Origin of the sequence: Hymenobacter sp. GOD-10R, assembly GCF_035609205.1 — a bacterium.
Classification (GTDB): Bacteria; Bacteroidota; Bacteroidia; order Cytophagales; family Hymenobacteraceae; genus Hymenobacter.
On sequence record NZ_CP141184.1, the window covers coordinates 1729011 to 1751664 of the forward strand.

Annotated in this window: 21 protein-coding genes; 8 read left to right on the top strand and 13 right to left on the bottom strand. The window is 54.8% G+C overall.

All coding sequences use genetic code 11. The annotated features are described in order from the left end of the window. The first annotated feature begins 59 nt into the window (after positions 1 to 59). Together SD425_RS07095 and SD425_RS07100 are read left to right on the top strand one after the other, a co-directional pair. A complete protein-coding gene (locus SD425_RS07095) occupies positions 60 to 983 on the top strand; it encodes a 1,4-dihydroxy-2-naphthoate polyprenyltransferase (RefSeq protein WP_324676862.1) in 924 nt (307 codons plus the stop codon). A gap of 37 nt (positions 984 to 1020) precedes the next feature. Continuing rightward, the gene (locus SD425_RS07100; RefSeq protein ID WP_324676864.1) at positions 1021 to 1599 is read left to right on the top strand and encodes a hypothetical protein; all 579 of its coding nucleotides are present in this window, start codon (positions 1021 to 1023) and stop codon (positions 1597 to 1599) included. A 51-nt stretch (positions 1600 to 1650) separates the two neighbouring features. Here the strand turns inward: SD425_RS07100 and SD425_RS07105 are convergent, their stop codons facing one another. Together SD425_RS07105 and SD425_RS07110 are read right to left on the bottom strand one after the other, a co-directional pair. Then, on the bottom strand, positions 1651 to 3186 hold the full coding sequence (locus SD425_RS07105) for a DEAD/DEAH box helicase (RefSeq protein WP_324679502.1): 1536 nt from the start codon (positions 3184 to 3186) through the stop codon (positions 1651 to 1653). A gap of 335 nt (positions 3187 to 3521) precedes the next feature. Then, the gene (locus tag SD425_RS07110; protein WP_324676866.1) at positions 3522 to 4562 is read right to left on the bottom strand and encodes a Gfo/Idh/MocA family oxidoreductase; all 1041 of its coding nucleotides are present in this window, start codon (positions 4560 to 4562) and stop codon (positions 3522 to 3524) included. A 236-nt stretch (positions 4563 to 4798) separates the two neighbouring features. On the opposite strand from SD425_RS07110, the gene SD425_RS07115 reads away from it, so the two are divergent. Further along, a complete protein-coding gene (locus SD425_RS07115; RefSeq protein WP_324676868.1) occupies positions 4799 to 5620 on the top strand; it encodes a hypothetical protein in 822 nt (273 codons plus the stop codon). Between the two features lie 122 nt (positions 5621 to 5742). Here the strand turns inward: SD425_RS07115 and trpS are convergent, their stop codons facing one another. The 7 genes from trpS to SD425_RS07150 all read right to left on the bottom strand — a co-directional run bounded on the left by trpS (position 5743) and on the right by SD425_RS07150 (position 14297). Continuing rightward, positions 5743 to 6720 carry a tryptophan--tRNA ligase gene (trpS, locus tag SD425_RS07120; RefSeq protein WP_324676870.1) on the bottom strand — a complete coding sequence of 326 codons (978 nt, stop codon included), beginning with the start codon at positions 6718 to 6720 and terminating at the stop codon, positions 5743 to 5745. A gap of 102 nt (positions 6721 to 6822) precedes the next feature. Then, the gene (locus SD425_RS07125) at positions 6823 to 7578 is read right to left on the bottom strand and encodes a queuosine precursor transporter (RefSeq protein ID WP_324676872.1); all 756 of its coding nucleotides are present in this window, start codon (positions 7576 to 7578) and stop codon (positions 6823 to 6825) included. A 99-nt stretch (positions 7579 to 7677) separates the two neighbouring features. Continuing rightward, a complete protein-coding gene (locus SD425_RS07130; protein WP_324676874.1) occupies positions 7678 to 8595 on the bottom strand; it encodes a ribonuclease Z in 918 nt (305 codons plus the stop codon). Between the two features lie 276 nt (positions 8596 to 8871). Beyond that, entirely contained in the window at positions 8872 to 9246 is a 375-nt protein-coding gene (locus tag SD425_RS07135) for an STAS domain-containing protein (protein WP_086593833.1), read from the bottom strand. A gap of 276 nt (positions 9247 to 9522) precedes the next feature. Then, complete coding sequence (locus tag SD425_RS07140; protein WP_324676877.1) at positions 9523 to 10170, bottom strand: DUF4198 domain-containing protein; 648 nt, start codon at positions 10168 to 10170, stop codon at positions 9523 to 9525. A 112-nt stretch (positions 10171 to 10282) separates the two neighbouring features. Further along, positions 10283 to 12121 (bottom strand): glycosyltransferase, encoded by a 1839-nt coding sequence (locus SD425_RS07145; protein WP_324676879.1) that lies wholly within the window; start codon positions 12119 to 12121, stop codon positions 10283 to 10285. Positions 12122 to 12446: 325 nt separating this feature from the next. Then, positions 12447 to 14297, bottom strand: coding sequence for an alpha-amylase family glycosyl hydrolase (locus tag SD425_RS07150; RefSeq protein ID WP_324676881.1), 1851 nt, complete (start codon positions 14295 to 14297; stop codon positions 12447 to 12449). 172 nt (positions 14298 to 14469) lie between these two features. Here SD425_RS07150 and SD425_RS07155 point away from each other — a divergent pair, with 172 nt between their 5' ends. Further along, positions 14470 to 15159, top strand: coding sequence for a hypothetical protein (locus tag SD425_RS07155; RefSeq protein WP_324676883.1), 690 nt, complete (start codon positions 14470 to 14472; stop codon positions 15157 to 15159). 10 nt (positions 15160 to 15169) lie between these two features. Here SD425_RS07155 and SD425_RS07160 read toward each other — a convergent pair whose 3' ends face one another. Beyond that, complete coding sequence (locus tag SD425_RS07160) at positions 15170 to 15859, bottom strand: DUF421 domain-containing protein (protein WP_324676885.1); 690 nt, start codon at positions 15857 to 15859, stop codon at positions 15170 to 15172. Between the two features lie 49 nt (positions 15860 to 15908). Beyond that, a complete protein-coding gene (locus SD425_RS07165; RefSeq protein WP_324676887.1) occupies positions 15909 to 16595 on the bottom strand; it encodes a DUF421 domain-containing protein in 687 nt (228 codons plus the stop codon). A 272-nt stretch (positions 16596 to 16867) separates the two neighbouring features. On the opposite strand from SD425_RS07165, the gene SD425_RS07170 reads away from it, so the two are divergent. Next, on the top strand, positions 16868 to 17269 hold the full coding sequence (locus SD425_RS07170; protein ID WP_324676889.1) for a DUF6960 family protein: 402 nt from the start codon (positions 16868 to 16870) through the stop codon (positions 17267 to 17269). 127 nt (positions 17270 to 17396) lie between these two features. Here SD425_RS07170 and SD425_RS07175 read toward each other — a convergent pair whose 3' ends face one another. Further along, on the bottom strand, positions 17397 to 18740 hold the full coding sequence (locus SD425_RS07175; RefSeq protein WP_324676891.1) for a YfcC family protein: 1344 nt from the start codon (positions 18738 to 18740) through the stop codon (positions 17397 to 17399). Between the two features lie 92 nt (positions 18741 to 18832). Between SD425_RS07175 and SD425_RS07180 the strand changes: the two genes are divergently transcribed. Next, complete coding sequence (locus SD425_RS07180; protein ID WP_324676893.1) at positions 18833 to 19075, top strand: hypothetical protein; 243 nt, start codon at positions 18833 to 18835, stop codon at positions 19073 to 19075. 147 nt (positions 19076 to 19222) lie between these two features. Next, entirely contained in the window at positions 19223 to 20758 is a 1536-nt protein-coding gene (locus SD425_RS07185) for a glycosyltransferase family 39 protein (RefSeq protein WP_324676895.1), read from the top strand. A 6-nt stretch (positions 20759 to 20764) separates the two neighbouring features. Here the strand turns inward: SD425_RS07185 and SD425_RS07190 are convergent, their stop codons facing one another. Continuing rightward, positions 20765 to 21367 carry a hypothetical protein gene (locus SD425_RS07190; RefSeq protein ID WP_324676897.1) on the bottom strand — a complete coding sequence of 201 codons (603 nt, stop codon included), beginning with the start codon at positions 21365 to 21367 and terminating at the stop codon, positions 20765 to 20767. Between the two features lie 278 nt (positions 21368 to 21645). On the opposite strand from SD425_RS07190, the gene SD425_RS07195 reads away from it, so the two are divergent. Next, entirely contained in the window at positions 21646 to 22626 is a 981-nt protein-coding gene (locus SD425_RS07195; protein ID WP_324676899.1) for an alpha/beta hydrolase, read from the top strand. The last annotated feature ends 28 nt before the right edge of the window (positions 22627 to 22654 follow it).

Sequence of the window (22654 nt, forward strand, 5' to 3'; positions counted from 1 at the left end):
CACGCAAGATGTCTCCCGTTGGTCGACATGACGTTCTGTTATTATCCATTCTGCTTTTTATGTCTACCGTAACTTCTGCTCCTAGCCCGGTAAAGGCTTGGATTTCTGCTTTCCGGCCGCGCACGTTGCCGCTGGCTCTGGCTAGCATCTTCACAGGCGGCTTTTTGGCCGCTGCCGCTGGCCGCTTCAATGGCTTGGTGCTAGGTCTTGCTGTGCTAACGACCATTCTACTCCAAATCCTGAGTAACCTCGCCAACGACTACGGCGACTCGCAAAATGGCGCTGACAGCGTGCACCGCGAAGGTCCCCAGCGTGCCGTGCAAAGTGGGGCCATCACGCCAGCCCAGATGAAGCGTGGCATGAGCCTTTTTGGGCTCATGGCGCTGCTTGCTGGTTTGGCATTGCTGTGGGTAGCGCTAGGTACGGCCGGTGCCTGGATTTTTGGTGCCTTCTTCGTGCTAGGTTTATCGGCTATTTGGGCAGCCGTCAATTACACGGCAGGCTCCAAACCCTACGGATACGCTGGATTGGGCGACGTTTCCGTGTTTATCTTCTTCGGCGTGGTAGGCGTGTGTGGTACCTATTTCCTTCAAACACGTGAACTGCCGCTAGCGGTACTGTTGCCTGCTGCAGCGTTAGGTTGCTTCGCTACGGCCGTACTGAACGTGAATAACATCCGCGACATTCGCTCCGATGAGCTAGCCGGTAAAATCACGATACCAGTGCGCCTAGGCCCGGCGCATGCACGACGCTACCATTGGCTGCTGCTGGTGCTAGGTTTTGGCTGCGCCGTGGTGTACGTGGCACTTACCTATCATTCGCCTTGGCAGTGGCTGTTTGTGCTGTCGGCGCCGCTCTTGCTACGCAATGGCTTGCAAGTGTGGCAGCGGCAAGAATCCATGCAACTCGATCCGCTGCTGAAGCAGATGGCTCTAACAACGCTGGTATTCACGGTGCTGTTTGGGTTAGGGCAGGTGATATAATGACGCGTCATATACCATACTTAATCTTTACCATCGAATGATTGATCAACTAGATCACGCTCAGAAAGCTATCAAACAGATAAAAATAACGTGCGAGCAAGCGGCTGCTCCGTTATTGCATGTTGCCCAAAAAGGAGCACAGTTGACGCATTTTTTTGATTTTGATATATCTAGCTTACGAGATTACTCTAGCGAAGACATTCGTTACTCCAAGGAGTACCAAGAAGTCTTTTCTAAACTCCTAGCAATATGGGGACCTGTTGTATATGTCTTCGAGATAGATTCCGATGTTGATCCAGCTCAAGTGTTAGCCGCTGCAAAATCGTATTCTGGTGAAAGAGCGTTACCAGCTTTCCGTAAAGGAACAAACGAAGTATCTCGGGTGCTGTACGTAGGCAAGGTGAAGCGGAATTTTTGGGGCCGCGTGATCCAACACTTGGGATTCTATAAAGTACCTGCTACACAAGGCTTACAGCTTTTTCACTGGGGGCGAGAACTGAATTTGAAGTTGAAACTAACGGTTTTTGAATTTGAACCAGACATGGTCGAATTACTACCATTATTAGAAAATGCGGTGGCGCAGGTATTGGAGCCTCTTGTTGGTAAACACAAGTAAAAACAAAAAACCCCGGCTACTCTCGTAACCGGGGCTTTTTGTTTTAGGAGATTACTCAGCGCTCGGCGCAGCTGGTGCTACACTAACGCCATCAGCCGCACCGCCTTCCGCTTGTGGCCGACGGCCATTGCGGTTGCGGCCGCCGCGCTTGCGTCGGCGCTGGCCTTCTGTTTGTTCGGTTCCTTCGGCGCGCGGCTCACGAGGAGCTTCACCTTCCGGACGCGGGGCGCGCGGTGGGCGAGGGGCACGCGGCTCCTTCGCAACAGGCACGGATCCGGCTTCGACGGGCGCTGTACCATTTTCAGGCGCAGCAGCAACGGCCGGACGCTCTTCGCGGCGCGGGCCACGACCACCGTCGCGGCGGCGCTCACCGCTGCCTTCACCACGGGGTTTGTCGCCTTCGCGCCGTGGGCCACGACCATTGCGGTCGGAGCTGCCGCCACGGCCGTCGCGGCCGCCTACTTTACCGCGCAAGCCGCTGAAGCGCTTGGGGTCAAACTCGGGGGCTGGACCTAGGCCTAGCTCCTCGGTAATGTTTTGCTTGTCGACTTCACGCTCGATCAGCTTCTCAATCTTCACCACACGGTCCTGATCTTGGTCGCTGATGAAGGTGATGGCCGTACCAGTTGTGGCGGCGCGGGCCGTGCGGCCGATACGGTGTACGTAGTCCTCAGCGGCGCGCGGAATGTCGTAGTTCACCACGTGGCTCAAGGAGTCGATATCGATGCCGCGGCTGAGCACGTCGGTGGCTACTAAGATCGGGAATTGCTTGTTTTTAAACTCGCGCATGATCTTCTCGCGCTCTTCCTGGGTGCGGTCGGAGGAGATACCCTGCGCCACGTAGCCTAGCTTATTGATGGCCCGCACGATGCCGCCCACAGCCGCTTTCTGCGACGTAAACAGCACCATGCTCTGCACGTTCTGCGTTTTGAGCAGGTGCTCCAACAAGTAGATCTTCTGGCGGTCGAAGGCCATGTAGAACTGCTGGTTGATGCCTTCCGCTGGCTTCGATACCGCCAGGCGAATTTCTTCCGGCTGGTTCAGCAGCTGCTTCGAAAACTCCTTGATTTTGTTAGGCATGGTAGCCGAAAACAATAGCGTCTGGCGCTGCTTCGGCAAGTGCCGCACAATGCTCAAGATGTCATCGGAAAAGCCCATGTCCATCATCTTGTCAGCCTCGTCGAGCACCAAGTAGTTGAGCTTGTCGAAGTTGACGTAGCCCATCTGCATGTGCGCAATCAAGCGGCCCGGCGTGGCGATAATAATATCGGCGCCGCCCGTGAGGGCACGTTTCTGCTGCTCCCAGCCTTCGCTTTTGCCACCGCCATAAATGGCAATGCTGCTCGCTTCCACGAAGTAGCCGAACCCTGTTACCTGCTCGTCAATCTGGGTAGCTAGCTCGCGCGTGGGCACCAAGATCAGCGTGCTGGTGTGGTCGTGGTTGGCATGCGAAATTTTATCGAGTAGCGGAATAAGATAAGCGGCCGTCTTGCCCGTGCCGGTTTGGGCGCAGGCAATCAAGTCTTTCCCCTCGATAATCTTTGGAATGGCCTGCTCCTGAATGGGCGTGGCCTGTAAGTAGTTCATGGCATCCACGCCGGCCAGCAGGTCGTCGTGGAGATTAAAGTCGTGAAACGTCAAGGTTCAGCGAATTACTAGTGGATAAATGGCTGACCCTGAGTTCCCGGTCAGCAAACCGCTTAATGGTAATGTAGTAAAGGTAAGTATTTTCAACGGGCACTGCCGAGTTGTCAATAACCTAGGTAGTAACAAGCAGAATACTATTTTTACTCTGTAGAGCCGCACTATTTTGCCGCTCGGCATCGAACGATCCAGCCATAGCAATTTAGGCTAAGAGCATCAGCAACGACGAGCCGCCAAGTAGTACGCCTCTACAGGAGACCAACGGAAGTAGTTGGTCCTCATCCTAAGAACGCCCAATCCCCTGGGTTTTGTTCAAGTAATGCCATTTGCCACAGAATATGTTCTTCCTGAATCGGGTACGGCACGTTGTTGCGTAGCGCCTGGTACACCGCCTCGAATAGCTGCGTGTAGTCGCCTTTCAGAGAAGGAACCTGGGTTGTCGTCTTCTCGTCGTTAGGGCCAACTACCGTCAGTGTACCCTCGCTGCCGGGCGCTTCCTGCCCGTACTCCGGGGCCACCGGCGAAACGCCCTGCTGAAGCTGCGTCTCTTGTACATCGACGCGGCCCTTCTGAAAACTGCCCGTCGTACCGTGCAGCACGAAAGCCGGCAGCGGATTGGCAATCAATAAGCCGCTGGTGACGAACACATTCAGCCCATTTGGGTATTGCAGGTGCATGGTGAAGTAGTCGTCTACCTGCGTATTAGCCCGGTAGCGCCCCGTGGTTTTGTGGCTGCGCAAAGGCTTGCCAAACAAACTAATCACCTGATCCAGCAAGTGCGGACCTAGGTCGTACACGATGCCGCTAGCAGGCACGGCTGTTTCCTTGAAAGGCTTAGGGTTTAGCGTGGTTTTGTACCGATCGTAGCGAAAATGCACTTCGATAAGCTCGCCGAGCTGCCCACTATTAATAACCTGCTGCACAGCCTGGAAGTCGCTGTCCCAGCGGCGGTTCTGGTACACAAAAACGTGCTTGCCCATCTGCCGACCTAGGTCGAACAGCGTTTGCACTTCGGTGCTCGAGGCTGCCATGGGCTTTTCGACCAACACGTGCTTGCCTGCTCGCAAGGCTTGCTGCGTTAGCTCGAAGTGCGTGTTACTGGGCGTGTTCACGATGACCAGCTCAATTTCGGGGTCGGCCAGCAGCGCTTCCACACTGTCGTAGCTGATAACGCCGGGGTAGTCTTGGGCCGCCTGCTTGTGGCGGCGCTCCACGATGGCGCAGAAGTCAAAGCCGGGGTGCGTGGCGACAAAGGGTGCATGGAAAACTTTGCCCGACATCCCGTAGGCGAGTAGGCCGGTTTTGATGGCAGTAGTCATAGACAGAAAGTGGGTGTTCGGGCGAATAGTGGAAAAAGAAACGAAAAGCTAGCTTGGCTTCCGTTAGTAGCTAGGGGCTCCTAGTTCGTTACAAAATGATGACGAATCAAGAAGGATATAAGACTCTTACGCAACATCTGCGGTTCTAAGCCTCGTAGGAACTGTTTGGGCTGCCTGATAACCAGCCCTTTTGCTTACCTAGACTTGCTTACAGAGCCCGTTGTTTTCGCTGCCCTATGGATACGATGCCCCCCGCCGCCCTGGTCCCCAATACGCCGGATACTACCACTGTCCTTATTACGCAAGCACCTGCTACGCCGGCTGTGGCCTCGCCAGAGGAAGCTAGGTCGGAGACAGCCTCACCTACCACTACGGCTAGTCCTGAGCCGGTTGATCGATTGGAGCAGATTGTGAATGGTTTAACGCAAAAAGCAACGGCCAAACAAGAGGTATACCGCAACACGCAAGCTGCATTTACATTACTCCGGCAAGTGGCACAAAAAGTTGTGAATGAGGTGAGTGGTAAGCTTAATCCGGTTGATTCCAGTGTTGTTATCGAGTATCGGCCGGTGAACGAGATGGAGTTTCATATTAAGTTCTCCGGCGACCTGCTCATGTTTGTACTACACTCCAACATCGTCACCTTTCCCGAGGAGTACGGCCCCATGACATCTGACTACGTGAAGGCAGACTTTCGGCGGCGCTTCTTTGGCCACCTAATGATTTACAACTTCATGGCCGACAGCATCAAGTACCAACGCCTACACGATACGGGCTATTTGGTGGGCCGAATGCTCATCAACATTGAAAACCACTACTTCTTGGAAGGGGTAGAACAGCTTGAGATGCCCACTCAAGACCTAGTTCACGACATTGTGACGGAAACCACGATGCGCCTCTTGGTCGAAAGTGCTATGATTGCGGCCGTCAACAACGACTTGTTGGCGCAACCTATGGAGGACATTGATAAAATTACCTTGAAGCAGAAGCTAGAAAATCAGCAGGTGTGCCACCCGACTAAAGTCGGCTTCAGCTTCGCCCGCGACCAAGCGAGCTGAAGGGAGAATGAGGGGCTCTGTACCTAGCTATTTTAAAACGAGAAAGGACTCCCGGGCATCCGGAAGTCCTTTCTCGTTTTTAGCTTAAAAACGGCAGCAGAGTGCCATTACTTGGCAGGTGCTTACCGGCGCAAGTACCCAACTTTCTCGCGCACTTTATTCAACACTTCCGAGCCATACGCTTGCGCTTTGCGGGCACCTTCTGCCAAGCGGGCATCAATCTCGGCGGGGTTGTTTATGAAGAAGTTAAACTGCTCCCGCTCGGTCTCGAAGCGGGTCATAATCAGGTCATACAACTCCTTTTTGGCGTGACCATAGCCGTAGCCACCGGCTAGGTAGCGCTGACGCATGTCTTCGGTTTGGACAGGCGTAGCTAGCAGCGAATAGAGTTTGAAGGTTGTGTCGTTGTCTGGGTTCTTGGGTTCTTCCAGCGGCGTGCTGTCCGACACGATGCTGCGGATGGTCTTCAGCAGGGCTTTCTCCTCCTGGAAGATGTCGATGATGTTGCCGTAGCTCTTGCTCATCTTCTGCCCGTCGAGGCCGGGAATGGTCATCAGCTGCTCATCCACGCGGGCTTGAGGCAGCACGAAGGTTTCACCGTAGCGGTTGTTAAATGCCGAGGCAATGTCGCGCGTGATTTCGAGGTGCTGCACTTGGTCTTTGCCCACCGGTACAATGTTGGCGTCGTAAAGCAGGATGTCAGCCGCCATGAGCACCGGGTAGGTAAACAAGCCCGCATTTACGTCCGATAGGCGGTTGCTTTTATCCTTGAAGGAGTGCGCATTGGCCAGCATCGGGTACGGCGTGAAGCAGCTCAGATACCACGTCAGCTCCGTCACCTGCGGCACGTCCGACTGCCGGTAGAACATGTTCTTCTCCGTGTCGAACCCGCAAGCTAGCCACGAGGCAGCTACCGCATAGGTATTTTGGCGCAGCGTTTCGGGGTCACGAACGGTCGTGAGCGAGTGCAGGTCGGCAATAAATAGTAGCGACTCGTTGGTGCTGCTTTTCGACAGTTCGACGGCGGGCAAAATGGCGCCAAGCAAGTTCCCTAGGTGAGGACGGCCGGTGCTTTGGATGCCAGTGAGAATGCGAGACATTTATTTTTGCTGTTAGCTAGTAGCTGTTGGCGACTACCTTTTTGGAATATTGATTTCATCTCAGGTTAGCTAATAGCCAACAGCTACTAGCTAACAGCTTGTCTATACGCTGACGTTCTTTGCCGCTTCCTGCTGCAATTCCAGCGTGTCGTCTTTGCCTAGGTACCGGTCGATGATAGCGTGAGCTAGGTACAACACAGGCGTCAGCAGAATGGCGGCGGCAAATTTATACCAGTAATTAAAGGTTGCCACACTTATTACCTGCGCCAGCGGCCAGTTTCCGAATACATAGAAGGCCACAAACAGCACCACGAAGCTGTCTACGAGTTGCGAAACCAGTGTGGAGCCCGTCGCGCGCAGCCAGATGTAGCGCCCGCCTGTGATGCGCCGTAAGCCCTGAAATACAGAAGCATCTAGCACCTGCCCAATGATGAAGGCCGTTACGGAACCTATAATGATACCTAGGCCCTGGCGAAAGATGCTCTGGTAAGCAAACTCGATGTTGAAGGGCCGCCCCTGCGGGTCCGTCTTGTTTACGTCGAGCCAGAAGGCTGCAGGTGGGAGCTTGGTAGTAGCCAGAATAACCAAGAAAGCATAGATAATAAGCCCAACCGTCAGGTAGCTCACCCGCAGTACACCGGCCCGACCAAAGTACTCGTTGATGATGTCCGTGGTGATGAACACCACCGGCCAAATAATAACCCCTGCTGTGAGGTCGCCGGGCAAGCCAAGCAGCGCCGTTACGGAGAAGATCTTAACGCCGATGATTTCGGCAAGCAGGGCATTTACCAAAAATATCCCGCTGAGCACGAGATAGAGTTGCTGTTTTTTGTGGGCGAAGGTCTTCGTTAAAGACATGAGTGCAGAAACGGGTGAGGGGAGATTCTAGGCGTTGCGTCAAAGCAAAAAGCAGGACAGGGCCTCGCTTCACCTAGCTTTGCGCATGCGTCCAGAATCTTACTCCGGCAAACTTACCGTTTTGCCTTCAGTAGCTAGCTCCACACTGTCAAATACTGCTTTGGCTTCGCGCAAGAGAGGCTCTAAGTCGCGGTAGCGCGAAGAGAAGTGTCCAATGAGCAAATGGCGCACTTCAGCTTTGCGGGCAAATAAGGCAGCCTGCCGAGCAGTGGAGTGATGCGTAGTGGCGGCCCGCTCGCGCATATCATCCAGGAAGGTAGCTTCGTGGTAGAGCAAGTCCACGCCGTGCACCAGTTCGGCATTGCTTTCCGTGTAGAGTGTATCGGAGCAGTAAGCGTAGCTGCGCGAGTGATTGGGGGCAGTGGTCACATCGGCATTACGGACCAGCACCTGGCCAGCTTCATCGTACAGATCCTCGCCATGCGTCAGCGCCGAAAGCTGGGCGGGTGTGAGGCCCGAAAGGAGGCGCTCTTTAACGAGGTGGCGACGTTTGGGCTTCTCCCTGAATAAGTAACCGCAGCAGGCAATGCGATGCCGCATGGGCAAGGTGTGCACCGTCAGATACCGGTCTTCGTACACCTGCGCGAAAGCCGTGGTATCCACTACCGTAAACTCCAGGTTGAAAGTAAGCTGCGTGTTTGACACGCGAAACTGCGTGGTTAGCACCTCGTCGAGGCCAGCGGGACCGAAGAGCTGAAGTGGCTCGGTGCGGCCGTGCAGATGCATGGTGGAAAGCAGGCCGAACAAACCGAAAAAGTGGTCGCCGTGCAGGTGCGAGATGAAGATGGAGCCGATGCGCTGATGGCGAATTTTGTATTCCATCAGTCGGCGCTGGGTGCCTTCACCGCAGTCAATCAGATACGCCTGACTGTCGACGGTAAGAATCTGCGCCGTGTGGTGGCGGTCCAGATAGGGCGTAGCCGAGGCGCTACCCAGAATTTTCAGCTCGAACTCCAAAGGTGAAGGGGTAAAGGTTAACTAGCTGATGGTTGAACGGCTAAATAGAAGAATGGTTAAAAGCTTGATTATGCGTATGTTGAATGCGAAATAAACAAGAAGCTGGCCTATTATTAGTCGGCTTCTTGTCGAGAATGCTCGCATCCATAGCTACTCAACCAGCAGCCGTTTAACCCTTCAATTATTTACTCATTGAGCACAAAAAAGCTGCTGACCGTGGGTTGTTGGCCGAATGACCCAACAACGAACAGTCAACAGCTAACAGCTCTTAAAACCTTATTCCTTGCTCGTCAGGTCACGCTCGATGGCGTGCAGAAAAATACGGTCGATGCCTTCCTCTACCGTAGGCAGAATGTGCAGTACCGATTCGAGCTTGGAAATGGTAATGAGCTTCATCACGTGGTCTTGAAGGCCGGTGAGCACCAACAAGCCGCCCGTCGAATTGCACAAACGGTTGGCGATTAGAATGGAGCTAAGACCCGAAGAGTCCGTGTACTTGACATTAGCCAGGTCCAGAATCAAATTATTAATTCCTTCGGCGTTCAACTTCACAAACTCCGATTTCAGATCAGGCGCAACCGTAGTGTCGAGCTTCTTCTCATCAATCGTGATGATGGTGTAGGTGTCCTTTTTATCAATCGAGTACTTCATGCCGGCGAAATTCGGTGGTTAAGAGAGTTGCGAAGGTAACAAAAAAAGTAATGGTGCGCAGCGGTCTGCAGACTACCTAGGTCGGAGGAGAGCGCCCCGTTCAACGTGCAGCATGACTAGCAAAACCAAAGCTAAGGGATGACCACGTACTCTGCCAATCAGCCACTTGAGGGTCAGCGGATCGGATCATCCGCATAGTAGTAATTAGGTAAGTGCCGGGTGTGGATAAACGAAACAACGCACGACCATTTTGGTTAGTACGAATTTCGATTTTTTCTACATTTTTTTCACATCTCGGCAATATACTTTTAGCAGTGAGCCTGCTACAGGCTGGCCGTCCGCTAGTACGCGCACCGTGAGCGAGGCGCCTAGCTGAAGCCTATACGGGTTTTGTTCGGGAATCAGCTCCAACGGCAAACCCGCTACTTGCTTGAACGCCTCACCGGTGGAAGGGGCCGGGCCAACCTGCACTAACGCCTTCGCGCAACGCCGATACGCCTCCAGTACAGGCTTGTCTAGCTGCGCGTTTTGCTTCCTGATTGCCAGAATATTACCTAGGTTTTCAGCGCGCAAATAGGCGTTGAAAGAGTCGGCAGCAAACGTGAGAAAAGCATTGTTGGTAGCGAGGGCCAACTGGTGAGTGCCGGGCTGCGAAAAGGTGATGGAAGCCCGGTTAGTATCATGCTGCGCAACCAACGGAAGCAGGTTGGTGGAGTCGGTAGGAGTGTACTGCACGAAGCGGGTGAGACGGCTGTTTTTGCCGCGCCACCGCATACCCGTAAAGTTGTTTCCTACCAGAATCGGCACCGATATTCGCTCGTTGAGGGACAAAAAGAAGCGTGGTGCCAGCCAGAACTCTTGGGCTATTGCCGCGGTGATACCGCTAAACAAGAAGAGCCAAGAGAACTTTAAGCCGGCACGCACGCTGTAAAAGTGACGAAAGTAGTATTAAGAAAAGATGAAGCTAGACTGGACGCAGAATCCGTATTTACCACATCAAAAATTAGTAGTTACCTCGCGCCGCTTGAGTCGCAATTTAGCTTCGTTCCAGGGCTAGCTCGTAAGCACGGTCGTAGTACTGACGTAGGTTCTTCCAGTCGAAGAGTTCCGAGGAGCTTTCCACCCGGTTGCGCTGCGCTATCCGTTCGCGGCGGCTGAGCAGTACATAATCCCAGAGCATGTTCGTCAGCTGCTCGGCCGCTTCATCGAAGGTCTTCTCCTGACGCTCCACCACAAAGATGCCTTTGTCGTCGTGGTTATCTACGTGTTGCAGCACGTAGTCGCCAAAGCCAGAGAGGTCGGAGGTGATGGCCGGTACGCCGCGGGCCACGCACTCGAGCGGGGTGTAGCCCCAGGGCTCGTAGTAGCTAGGGAAGATACCTAGGTGGCAGCCCCGCACGAATTGGCCGTATTCCATCCCGAATAGGGGTGAGGTAGGCGACACAAAATCAGGGTGATACACGATCTTCACCCGGTCGTGCTGGTGGTTGATCATGTTGGAGCGACGCAGGAAGTTCAGGATGTCGTCCTTCTGATCGTCGATCAGGTTGTGGGTGATAACGGAAGGCAGCTGCGAGGTCTTCCAGGTTTGCAGCAAGCGGCGGTAGCGGAGCTTCCAGTAGTCATCAACCATGCTGCTGAGGTCGGGCAGGCGGTGGTCGGTGCTGGAGGCGGCGGCATACACCAGCCGTTCGCCCACTTGCCGCTCGATAGCGTTGCAGGTTTCGTGTACTTCGTCGAGGATAGCGCGGCTCTGCAATACCAGCGGGTTGATGCTGGTGAACGGCCGCTTGGTGATAAAGAACATCACTACTTGCCCTTCCAGCCCGCTCTGTTGCAAACGGTAGTTCAGGCGAGCTAGGGCCTCTAGCGTTAGGTCGAAACCCTTGTTGTGGTACTCGTAGCGGCCCGAGGTGAACATGTAGATGGTCTTGTCCAGATCAAAGGAATAGCTCTGGAAGAAGTGCGCCATCACAAACTCGTGGATCTTGTCCTTGTACTGCTTGTGCAGAATCTGAAACTCGTGCAGAGCGACAAACCGCTCGATGTTCAGGCCGTTAGGCAGCACGCAGTCCGGAATTCGGTCGAGCAAGTAGATACATTCGCGCACCGTTAGCTCGCTCACCGTGGTGAACACGTGGGAGCCGTGCGCCGCCGCTCGCTCGATGCGTACAGCCGTTTCGATGTTGAAGTGTCTCGCTTGAGCCGCCCAATCGACCTGCATGAGGTGGTCGTAGAAGTTGGGGTCGTTCATGGCTAGGTAGCGGCCCAGCAGCGTGGCGTGCGTAGTAAAGACGATGTGCGCCTGCACCTGCTCCCGCCGCATATCGGGGATGGCGACGCCCGTCATCCACTCGTGAAAGTGGGCAATAACCCGTTGCGGCGGTACTACCTCATTCGTCAAGACCTGCATAAAGATCTTGACAAGGTGGCCAAAGGCTTCTACCTGGTGGAGCAGGTCATCGTTGTCGGGCGTGGGGATGCCGTGGCGCAGCCAAAGCTCGGTCTTGATTTCGCCTAGCTGCCCATAAGCCTGGAATGGGTTGATCAGCACAACGCGGGGCCGGCCCGTCACGAGCCACGTACCAATGCAGATGTCATAGCCCATTTGCCGCATCTGGCGCACTGCGCCGGCGAAAGGGTCATTGAGCAGTTGGAGCTGGTAGTCGTCGAAGGCCTCGAATTCACCCTGGGCTTGCTGCGGAAAATAAGGACCTAGCAAACAATAGCGCTCATCCCAGGCCTGCACAGTAGCGGGCACTTTGGAACGGATAACGGTGTAGATACCGCCGACCTGATTACAGACTTCCCAGGCCACTTCCACAAGTAGCGCATCAGGGGCAATGATTTCGGGGGTAGAGGCAGGTGGTTGCATACGAGAGAGTATGGGTAGGAGACGAGAGTCAGTAAGCCGTTGGACCGGCAACGTAAGAGGTTTTACGGAATTCTGCGACGTAAGCTAGCTTCAGCGTGTGCCTGTGCAACCGTTTGCGGCAAGATACAAGCTATTATGAGCTGACAACCAAGCGCTGACAACTATAACCCCCTACGGAAAAGTTATTTGTTCAGGTTGTGCAGCGGCAGTGCTAGCGAGAGTAAGCTGAAGTATGTCGTAGCATCCTTCTGCAACGCAAAACCGGCCTTGCCACCAGCCGGATAAGGCTAGCAACAAGGCCGGTTAAACGTAAAGAAGCTAGGGTTTAGCCTTCCTGCGAAATAACGAGTACGGAGTACGGCGCTAAGCCAAACGTGCCGTGCCACGGCTTGCCATCGTATTCGCCTTCTTGGGCTTCGGCGTCGAAGCTCTCGAAGTTGCCAAACTCTTGGTCATAGCCCTGCCAGTCGCTGTTGAAGCGCACGGTCCACTTGCCGGAAGCGGGCAGACCGATCGTGTAGGCTTCGCGGGTTTGATCGGCAAAGTTGGCTAGCACAATGGTGGTGTCGTTAGGGCCTCCGTCGCCATCGGCCCAGCGGGCAAAGGCAATAATTTTGTCTGCGTCATTGACGTGGAATACTTCCGTGCGCTGCCCGGTCAGACCGCGGGTGTGCCCGTCGATGTTGCGACGCAGCCGAATTAGGTCGCGGTAGAGCTGCACGAGGCCGCCCATCTGTTCGTGGCGCGACCAGTCGAGGGGCTGGTCGTCGGAGAAATGGCCGTCAGCTAGGGTCGGCTGGCCCTGGAAGATCATCGGGATGCCAGGCGCCGTGAAGACGATGGCGGCACCTAGGGTGGCGCGCTTCTTTGGATACCAGCTGGCCGCGTCGCCAGGCATGATTTCCTCCGGCACCCGCGACTTACCGTTGGCTACTTCGTCGTGCGACTCTGTATAGATGACTCGCTGGAAAGCGTCGCCGTTGTACGTCGTATTGATAATCTCAGCCACGGCCGCCATCGAGCGGTCAGTATCATTGGGCGTAACCAGCGCTTCGCGGATGATGTTCACGAAAGCAGCATCCCATTGGGTGGCAAAACCTTGGCCATCCTGATCGGTCGGACGCGTGATGTACTCGTTGCCTTGCAGGTCTTCCGCAATGGTGATTTTCCAAGGTGTCCGGGCTTGAATTTCTTCGTTCACCCAACGCATCAAGGTCCAGCCTTCGGGCAGGTCGCCGACAGGACCGTTGCTGCCGTTTACGTTGCGGATGTGCGAAATCGAGTCGCAGCGGAGGCCGTCGACGCGGTAGTCTTCGAGCCACATCAAGGCGTTGTCGCGGATGTAGTTGCGCACGGCTGGGTTGCCGTAGTCGGGGCGGTTGTGACCCCACGGGGTTTCAGCGCGCCAGTCGTTGTAGAAGTAAATGCCGCCGCCGTCGTTTTCTGCCCAGCCATCAAATTGCCAGAGGTCTAGGTCACCGGGGCCAAAGTGGTTGTACACCACATCGAGGATAATAGCAATGCCATGGCGGTGCGCTTGCTTCACCAGCTCCTTAAATGCCTTCGGGCCACCGTAAGCAGTTTCAAGGGCAAACGGATGCGAAGGATTGTAGCCCCACGACAGACTGCCAGGAAACTCCGTAGCCGGCATAATCTCAACGGCGTTAATACCTAGCCCTTGCAAGTAGGGCAGTTTCTCAATTACGTCGTAAAAAGTGCCGGGCTCGTCGGGGTTGGAGCGGTTGAAGGTGCCCACGTGCAGCTCGTAGATAACGAGTGAGTTCCAGGCGGGCATTTCGAAATGGTCGTCCTCCCAATCAAAATTGGGATCAGGCACGATGGAGTTGCCAGCCGAGTGCGTCACTTCGCGGGCATAAGGGTCATTGCGCGTGAGCTCGGTGTTATCGTTGCACAGCCAGTATTTGTACTCGGTACCGGATGGCAAATTGGGGAAATCGGCGGCCCAATAGCCATCCGCTTCGTGCATGAGACGGTTGGCTTTGTTGTTCCAGTCGTTGAACGGACCGACAACAGCAACCGCTTCGGCGTGAGGAGCCCACACCCGAAAGGTGGTGCCGTGCTGGTGAGGAATGGCGCCCATACCAGCCTGAAGCTGGGATTTGGAAGGGGCAGAAGAAGTAGAGGTAGGTGCTAGGGTTGTGGAAGCAGATGGCATGTAGAAACAAACAAAGAGCGCTGTAAACTCAACAGCTTTGTGTCTCTAACTGAATTAGCACTATTTAGGTTGTACTTGGCCAAGCTTGCGCTAGCGCAGCAGAAAGCAAGGCCGCAGCGGGAAAGAAGCAATGGAACTTGTCTGGTTGCCAAAAAATGTCGTGCTTCCTACTATGGATACTTCGTTAACTATTCAGAATAAACCGGTTACGTTGTACCACCGGCGCCATATCCGGCGCAGCCGCGGCAAAGCGTTGTCGCACCTGGTGCCGGCGGCTGTTTTGCTAATCAGTGCGCTAGGTGCTGTTGCGAGCCCCGAGCCGCTGTCGTTGGTAGTGTGGATTGAGTTTATCATCGGTGCCGCTTACCTTGTGCTAATGGTGCGTGAGCTGCGTCACTTGCAGCATCAGCACTTGCATCACGAGCAGGTAGCGTGGTTGGAAATAGCCGCTGCGGGCATTTTGGCGCTGGAAGGCTACCACATCTGGCACCGCCATCACGCGGCAGCGGAAGCCTCCGGTGAGCATCGGGTTCATATACTGCCGTGGTTGTACGGGGTTATTGCTGTATGGTACTTGCTGTTGGCTTTCGGTGTCGTGCGCATACTGGAGCGGCGACATCTACACCTGCACAACGAGGGTTTTAGTGGTCGGCTCACGCTCTTTGGTGCGCCCTTCAGCTACCGCTGGAGTGAAGTAGCGGGCGTTGAATCAACTAACGAAGCCGACGTTATTATTCACCGCTCCGACGGGCAAACGAACCACCTCTCTTTTGCCGAACTGCACGAGGGCTCGGCCCACCGCGACCGGCTCGTTGCCTACGCAGCTGATAAAGTTGGGGTAGCAGGGGAGCTAGCTTCTTAGCACTGAATAGTTACTCCTCCGCAGTTACAGCTTCCGTCCACACTGTTTTGCCGCAGCGGGTGCAAGCACTCCGGTTTTCCTTGGCCAGATTGCCACAGCTTCGGCAGGCGAAGGTGCCTGGCACTTTGCGTTGCTCCCGCACAAAATCTTGGTCCCAATCGGGTAGTATGCTCAGGCCTGGTTGGGGTTTGGGGTGCTTAAGAACGGTGAAAGATCCGTTAGCCTCCATGTACACCCTTTTCACGGTGCCTAGGTTGTCGATAGCCGATGAGCGTAGCTGCGCAAACAGGCGCTCCTGTGGCAATACCACCTCCTTCATCGTCTCTAGTTGTAGGCAACCATCTTCTACCAGAATGCCAATGTCACCTTGCGTGACTTCCTCAAATTTTTCACTCCGAAAACTCCACAGAGCAGACAGGCGTTGAATACTGATCACGACAATGGCCATGATGATTGGTGGCAGTAGCCCGCGGTCGGGAACTTGCATCGGAACACCGATAGCCGCCGCCAACGACGACATGGCGGCCAACTCATTGCGGCTCAGCTGCGAAGCCATGCGCTTGCCCATCAGTCGCATCGACACGACCAGCAGCACGAAGATGAACACAATGCGAATTACTACTTCGAACAGAAAGCTCCAAGGGGCCTCGCCCAGAAAAATACGCAGGAAATCGAACGGATGAATGTCTTCGGGTTTCATCGAAGGCTGTATTAATATAGTACAATAAGTAGAGATAGGTAGCGCAGTGCTACTTCACGGCATACGTCCAATTTTGCTGCCCGCAAGTGGGGCAAGCAGTGCGCGCCTGATCTGGGGGCACAACGGTAGCACAGTTGGTGCAAGCGCGTAAGTCATCGGCGTGCTCATCTTGGCGGTGAATAGACTCATCGCGGGAAGGCAACACGCTCAAGCCCGGTTTTGGTTGGGCGTTCGGGTAGATGCTGAAGTCGCCGTTTCCCTCCACGTACATCCGCTTGACGGCACCTAGCTGCAAGATTTCTTTCGCCCGGATCTGAGCATAAAGCTGGGCGTGCGAAATGGCCGTCTTGCGCATTTCGTCGAGCTGCAGAATGCCATCTTTCACCAGCATCGACACGTCGCCTTGCGTGGTGGTTTCCACTCTCCGGTCTTTGAAAGCAAAGTAGTTCAGCCCGCGTTGAAGCAGCAGCACGCATATCAGAATCAACACGCCCGGCAAAATGCCTCGATCGGGAGCCTGCATGGGCAGCGACACGATAGCACCTAGGGTAATAAACACCGCCATTTCGGTGATGGTAAGCTGCGCGCTCATGCGTTTGCCCAGCAACCGAATCACGACTAGCAAAATCAAGTAAACGACAATCGTACGCAGAAACACTTCGAGCATAAACTCACCCGGCACATTGCCCAGCAAAATTCGCTTCCAGTCTCCGAAGTGAATTTCTTCCTTTTTCATCGCAACCCTTTTAAGCCTGATCGTGGTAGTATCAGGGCTTTGAACGGCACTCTACCCCGGCAGAGTTACGGGGAGAGATGAAAAAATATTTATATAAGTCGAGCTTACTTAGTGCGTTAGACCAGAACGGTAACGTTCAAAAAAGGGCTATTAGCGCTGGTCTGGGGAATAAATAGTTGAAATTTGTTGTTGCTAATAGAAAGGCATCATCTAGGTAATAGTGCCTGCTTTTTGCACAACTTTTTTGCGCTTTCATTTTCTATTCTGCTTACATGCCCCGACCGAAACCTGTTCGCTACGGCCTTTACCCTTGGACGCCCGAATACGGCTTGCGTTATATCCACCCCGCCAATCGGCGCTCCTTTGAGTGGCTAGAGCCGCTGGGTAAAGTCTTCGAAAAAATTGATGAAACCGACGAATGGATTCTGCTCCGCTACGACGAGCAGCAGTTCAAAGTCAGCCCCGAGCTCTTTACTGAACTACACCAGAAGCCACCTTTCAGCTTTGGCGACTCGGTGGAGGAAAGCAACCCTGAATCTGGACGCCCCGCGCACCACGGCTTGATTTCCGATGTGTTCTGGGATGAAGGCGCCGACCGAGCTAGGTTCCAGCTCGTGGAAAAGAAGCGCAAACTAAAGCGCATTTTTGAAGCGGAAGACCTACGCTTCGCGTGAGTGACTGAGTGACTGAGTGACTGAGTGACTGAGTGACTGAGTGACTGAGTGACTGAGTGACTGAGTGACGTGTAGCCGGGCAAGGTACGAGAACAATCACTCAGCCACTCAGTGCGAAGCCACTCAGTTACTTCATAAGCGCAATGCCTACCACCACGGCCGCCGCGCCAAGCCCGAGCAGACCTAGGTAGAGCGGGAGCACAAATTTCCACCAGGCATCGAAACGTACGCCGCACGCTGCCACGATGGCCATGAGCGCGCCGTTAGTGGGCGTGATGAGCTCACACAAGCCTGCCCCGTATTGGTACGCAAGCACCGTTACCTGGCGCGGTAAGCCAATGAGGTCGGAGAGGGGCGTGAGGATGGGCATGGTGAGCACTGCCTGCCCGCTCACACTCGGCACGGGCAAGTGCACCGCCGTGTGCAACCCGATCATGCCGAGCGCCGACAGCGCCACCGGAAGTTGGGCCAGCGGCGCGGAGAGCCCATTGACAATGGTATCGACGATATGGCCCTGCTCCAGCACGATAAAAATAGCGCGGGCAAAGCCAATTAGTAGGGCGGAAAAAGCTAGGTCGCGGAAGCCGGCAATGAAGGCCTCGGCCGTGCCATTCAGCCCTAGCCCTCCTAACAGACCGGCTGCTACGCCCAGCACGAAGAAGAGCGCGCCCATTTGCTCGAAGCCCCATTCGAGCTTCAAGATACCGTAGGTGAACCCGCCAAACGTAGCCAGCAGCAACAGCAGGATCAAGCCGTGCCGCCCGACGCTGGCTGGCGAATCGTTGGGAAGTTCCTCAAAAACAGGCGCTACTTGGTAGCGTTTGGCGTAGCGCATGGTTCCCCCAATCCAGAGGAGTAAAGCCAACGCCAGCACCACCAGCCGGAAGCCGCCACCCGATAGCAGCGGCAGTTGGGCTAGCTTCTGCGCGATGCCCACTTGGAACGGGTTGATGGGGCTGAATGCGGCGCCCACGGCCGCAGAACCTAGGCTCACGGCCGCCGCCGTGAGGGTCGGATAACCAAGCCGCCGCATGAGTACCAGCAAGATGGGTACCAGCGGAATGATTTCTTCCTGCATATTCTCTAGGGCACCCATGGTGGCAAATAGCAGGGAAATGAGCGGAATAACTAATGCCTCGCGGCCCCGAAAACGCGCCACAAGCCAATCGACGCCGCGGCGCAGAGCACCGGTTTGATCCACGACGGTGAAGGCGCCACCGGTTAGAAAAACGAAGAAGATAACGTCGGCCGCACCGGCCATGCCCTGCGGAACGGCTACCAACGCGCCGAGCAAGCTCACGGGTGTGGCCGGTACGTGGTGATAAGACCCCGGGGCCACCACTTCGCGCTGGGTAGCAGGGTCGGTGTGGCGGACAAACTGCCCGGCGGGTAGCACGTAGCTCAGCAGCATAGCTAGCACGATAAACCCAACGAGTAGCACAAGCGGGTGCGGAAAGCGCATTGTTTTCATGCTAGCGAAAGTAGCGGAAACCACTGCATCACGCACCCTAGGGGTATAATTACGGAACCGAACAGTCGTACCTTTCGGTTTTCGATGCGTCTATGAATCTCGTCGATTTCAAACAGCTGCCCATGGGCCAACAGGCCAAGCTCCTGCATCAGCACGGCCACTTTCTGGCTGAGCGTGCTGAAGACAGCTGCCGCCTGCGCCTGTATGCGCTCGGCGACTTCTACGCCGAGGAGTGGCGTCTCTACGATGAGGAGCGTATCCTGTTCATTCACCTCTTCCAGCATTCGACCGGGCTGACAGCGTACCTGGAAAAGATTCGGCTGCCCGAGGTCTAACCAGAGTTCCGGTTGCCAGTTCGAAACCTAGGTGTCGATTAGTAAGCATATTTCAGGAGCTAATAGGCTTCGTATTCAGCTAGCTAGCAGGGAAGAAACTGGCATTGAATAAGCAAACGCACGAGCATTTGCTTACTTTCAATCCCTATGAAACGAGTTCTACCGCTGCTATTTGCCGTTCTCAAATTCATCTCCGGCTTCGTGCTGGCCAGCCGCGCCTACGAGCTGCAACGCGACGAATACCTCTACCTCGATGAAGGCCGGCACCTCGCCTGGGGCTACCTGGAAGTGCCGCCCCTGATTGCCGCTCAAGCCTGGGTGACCCAAGCACTCGGCGGCGACTATTTCTGGGTAAAGTTCTGGCCGTTTCTGTGGGGTGCCCTCACGGTGTATGTGGTGGGCCGGATGGCGCAAAAGCTAGGTGGTGGTTGGTTTGCCGTGACCCTGACTTGCCTGTGCTACTGCGCTTCGGGGTATGCGCGGCTCAATTTCCTGTTTCAGCCCAATTCGTTCGAGGTTTTTGGCTTCACGATCTGCTGCTACTGGCTGCTCTCGTACATTCAGGAAGAGCGGCCAAAATACCTGTATTTCATTGGTTTGGGGCTAGGCCTAAGCTTGCTCAATAAGTACACAACGTTCTTTTTCATTGCGGCGCTAGTAGCCGGGCTTCTACTCTCGCCTCAACGGAGTCTGTTAACTAATAAGCATTTCTGGTTTGCCGCTGGGCTCACGCTGCTGCTGTTCGCCCCTAGCTTGGCGTGGCAGCTGGCGCATGGCATACCGTTCTTGCACCACATGAGCGAACTACACGACACGCAGCTCGTCAATGTGTCGGCGGCCGACTTTTGGAAAGATCAGCTGGTGATGTGCTTCCCGGCGGTGTGGGTATGGGTGCCGGGCTTGCTGGCTTTGTTTGCGTACGCGCCCTTTCGACCGTACCGGAGCCTAGGTTGGGTGTACGCCGGTGGGCTGCTGCTGCTGACGGTGCTGCACGGCAAAAGCTACTATAGCCTAGGCTACTATCCGGTGCTGTTTGCCTTTGGAGCGGTGTGGTGGGAGCGGCTTTTGCAAAGCTTCCGATACGGCGCCTTCGTCCGGCCCGTGTTGGTGCTGGTGCCCTTGCTGATGATTTTGCCTATTGTGCCGTTCCTCTTCACCTTGTATCCGCCGGCTTACATGCAGGTCATTAGCGCCAAGTACGAAAGCCTAGGCCTCACGCGCTGGGAAGACGGCAAAGTTCACCCACTGCCGCAGGACTACGCTGACATGATTGGTTGGCAGGAACTGGCCGACAAAACCTACCAAGCATATCAGGCGCTGCCCGATTCTACGCGCGCTTTCACGCTAATCAAGTGTGATAATTACGGTCAGGCCAGCGCCATCAACTACTACAATCGACACCGGGTACTACCCATTGCCAACAGCTTCAATGGTAGCTACTTGTTCTGGTTTCCGGCCCGGCCAACGAAGCCGTACCGGCACCTGCTGCTGATTGGGGAAGGCAACCCGGCCGGTTTGGTCCCGCATTTTCGGGAGCTGCGCAAAGTTGGAGAAATCACCAATCCTTATGCCCGCGAAAAAGGCACGACTATTTTGCTCGGCAATGATCCTGATGCCGCCCTGATCGAGCGGGCGTACCGCGAGCACAAAGAGGCGCTGGCGGTGTGGGAAAAAGAAAAATAGGCTAGGTTAGTCCGGCCGCTCTACATCCAAGATTTGCTCTTTCTGCTTCATAATCTGCAAATCGTAGCGGGTGAGGTCGAAGGATTCGCGGTCGTAGTTTTCAGGCTTGTTCAGGTCGGCTATTTCGGAGCTGCTGCTGGTCTGGTACGTGTTGGCTTGCAGCTGCACGCTGTTGCCATCTACGGCTACCACCTTGAGCAGTGAATAATTGCCTTCCTGCGTCCGGACGTGGTACAGGTCGCCGGTGTGGGGGCGGTTGAGGTAAGCTAGACTTTCTTTGTGGGCAAGGCCGCTTGCCGTGAAAGTATTGAGGATCACGAGTGCCAGCAACAGCAAGCCGACATGGTGCCAGGAGGCGGTCGTAGCTCGTTGTAGGAACGCTAGGCCGGTAGTTAGAAGGTGCAAGACGGGGCGAGGGTGCTCCAACGTGCGTCGACAATAGAAGCACGTTGTCTCTTCGTGCGCCGCCGGTAACCAAGCCGACCAGTCTACCCACGCACGTTGCCCAAGCACCTGCACTTGGTCAGCGCCAGTGCGACATGCATGGCAGAGAGTAGTCGCCGGGGACTCCTGGGCTGAGTGAGAAGAACTGCGGCCGTGAATAATCATGAGGGGAAAAGAGCAGCTAAATGGATTGTGCTGGCTAAAATAACATTTTCACTTGTACTGTAAGCACTTCGTTATACTATTTCTTGAAATTATTACTGTGGGAATTGTGGTGATAATTGTGCGCACGAGCTTCTCACGCTATGTTTGATAGCAATAGCGCTGGGGCATAGGGCTCGCTGAGCAACTACCTAGGTCGCACGCTCAGCAGTGTATTCAGTAATAAGAACGATCAATTATAGTGGCGTAAAATGACGACACCAATTAGACTATTAGCACTTTTGGGGCTGATTATCATAGGACTACGCGGGAATGCGCAGCAAAAAACGCCCGCTGATTTTGGTTATCAACACATCGTCATCAAGTACGGGAAGGATACGGTAGACGTGCTGGTGCTGTCGAAGAAAGGGGAGGAGCGGAAGAAGAAGCCTCTATTCCTTTTTGTACAAGGTTCTCGTCCTATTCCCTTGATTAAATACAAGGGAGAAGCAACGTACGGCGTATTCCCCTTCAAACCAGATGCCTATCTGTCCGATTTTCACCTTGCCATCATTAGCAAGCCCGGTATCCCACTGGTTGCTTCGGTGCAAGAACTACAGCCGGGTTTTATGTGGCTTGACCCAAAAACCAAAACTTTTCCTGCGGCTTATTGCCAGCGCAACTACCTAGGGTATTACGTAGCGCGCAACACGGCCGTGCTGAAATACCTAGCGCAACAAAGCTGGGTAGAGTCGAAAAGCATAACTATTGCGGGGCACTCGGAAGGAAGTACGGTTGTGGCCCGGATGGCCGCCAAGCCCGGGCCCGTCGCACACGTGATTTATCTCAGTGGCAATCCCTTAGGTCGCATGATGACCATCGTGGCGCAGCAACGCACACCAGCAGATACCACCAATGACGCTACCGAAGCAGAGTTTCGCGATTGGGCAAGCGTGATAGCAACTCCCGACCAAAACGACTGTTCCACCGGCGACTCGCACAAAACCACTTACTCGTTTTCGGGTCAACCGCTAGAATATTTCCGCAAAGCGAGCATTCCGGTGTTTGTTGGGTACGGCACCCGCGACGCAGCAGCGCTCTTCAATGACTATCTCCGCTTGGAAATGATTCGGGCGCAGAAAACCAACATCACCTTTCGCGCATACCCAGGTTTGGAGCACAATTTCTTTGGCTTCAAGAACGACGCCATCAACTACGACAACTTCAACTGGGACCGGGTGGCGCAGGAGTTCTTTGCCTGGATTAAGCAGGCTAAGCAATAGCACCTAGCCTGCTTAATCCAGTCTCTAG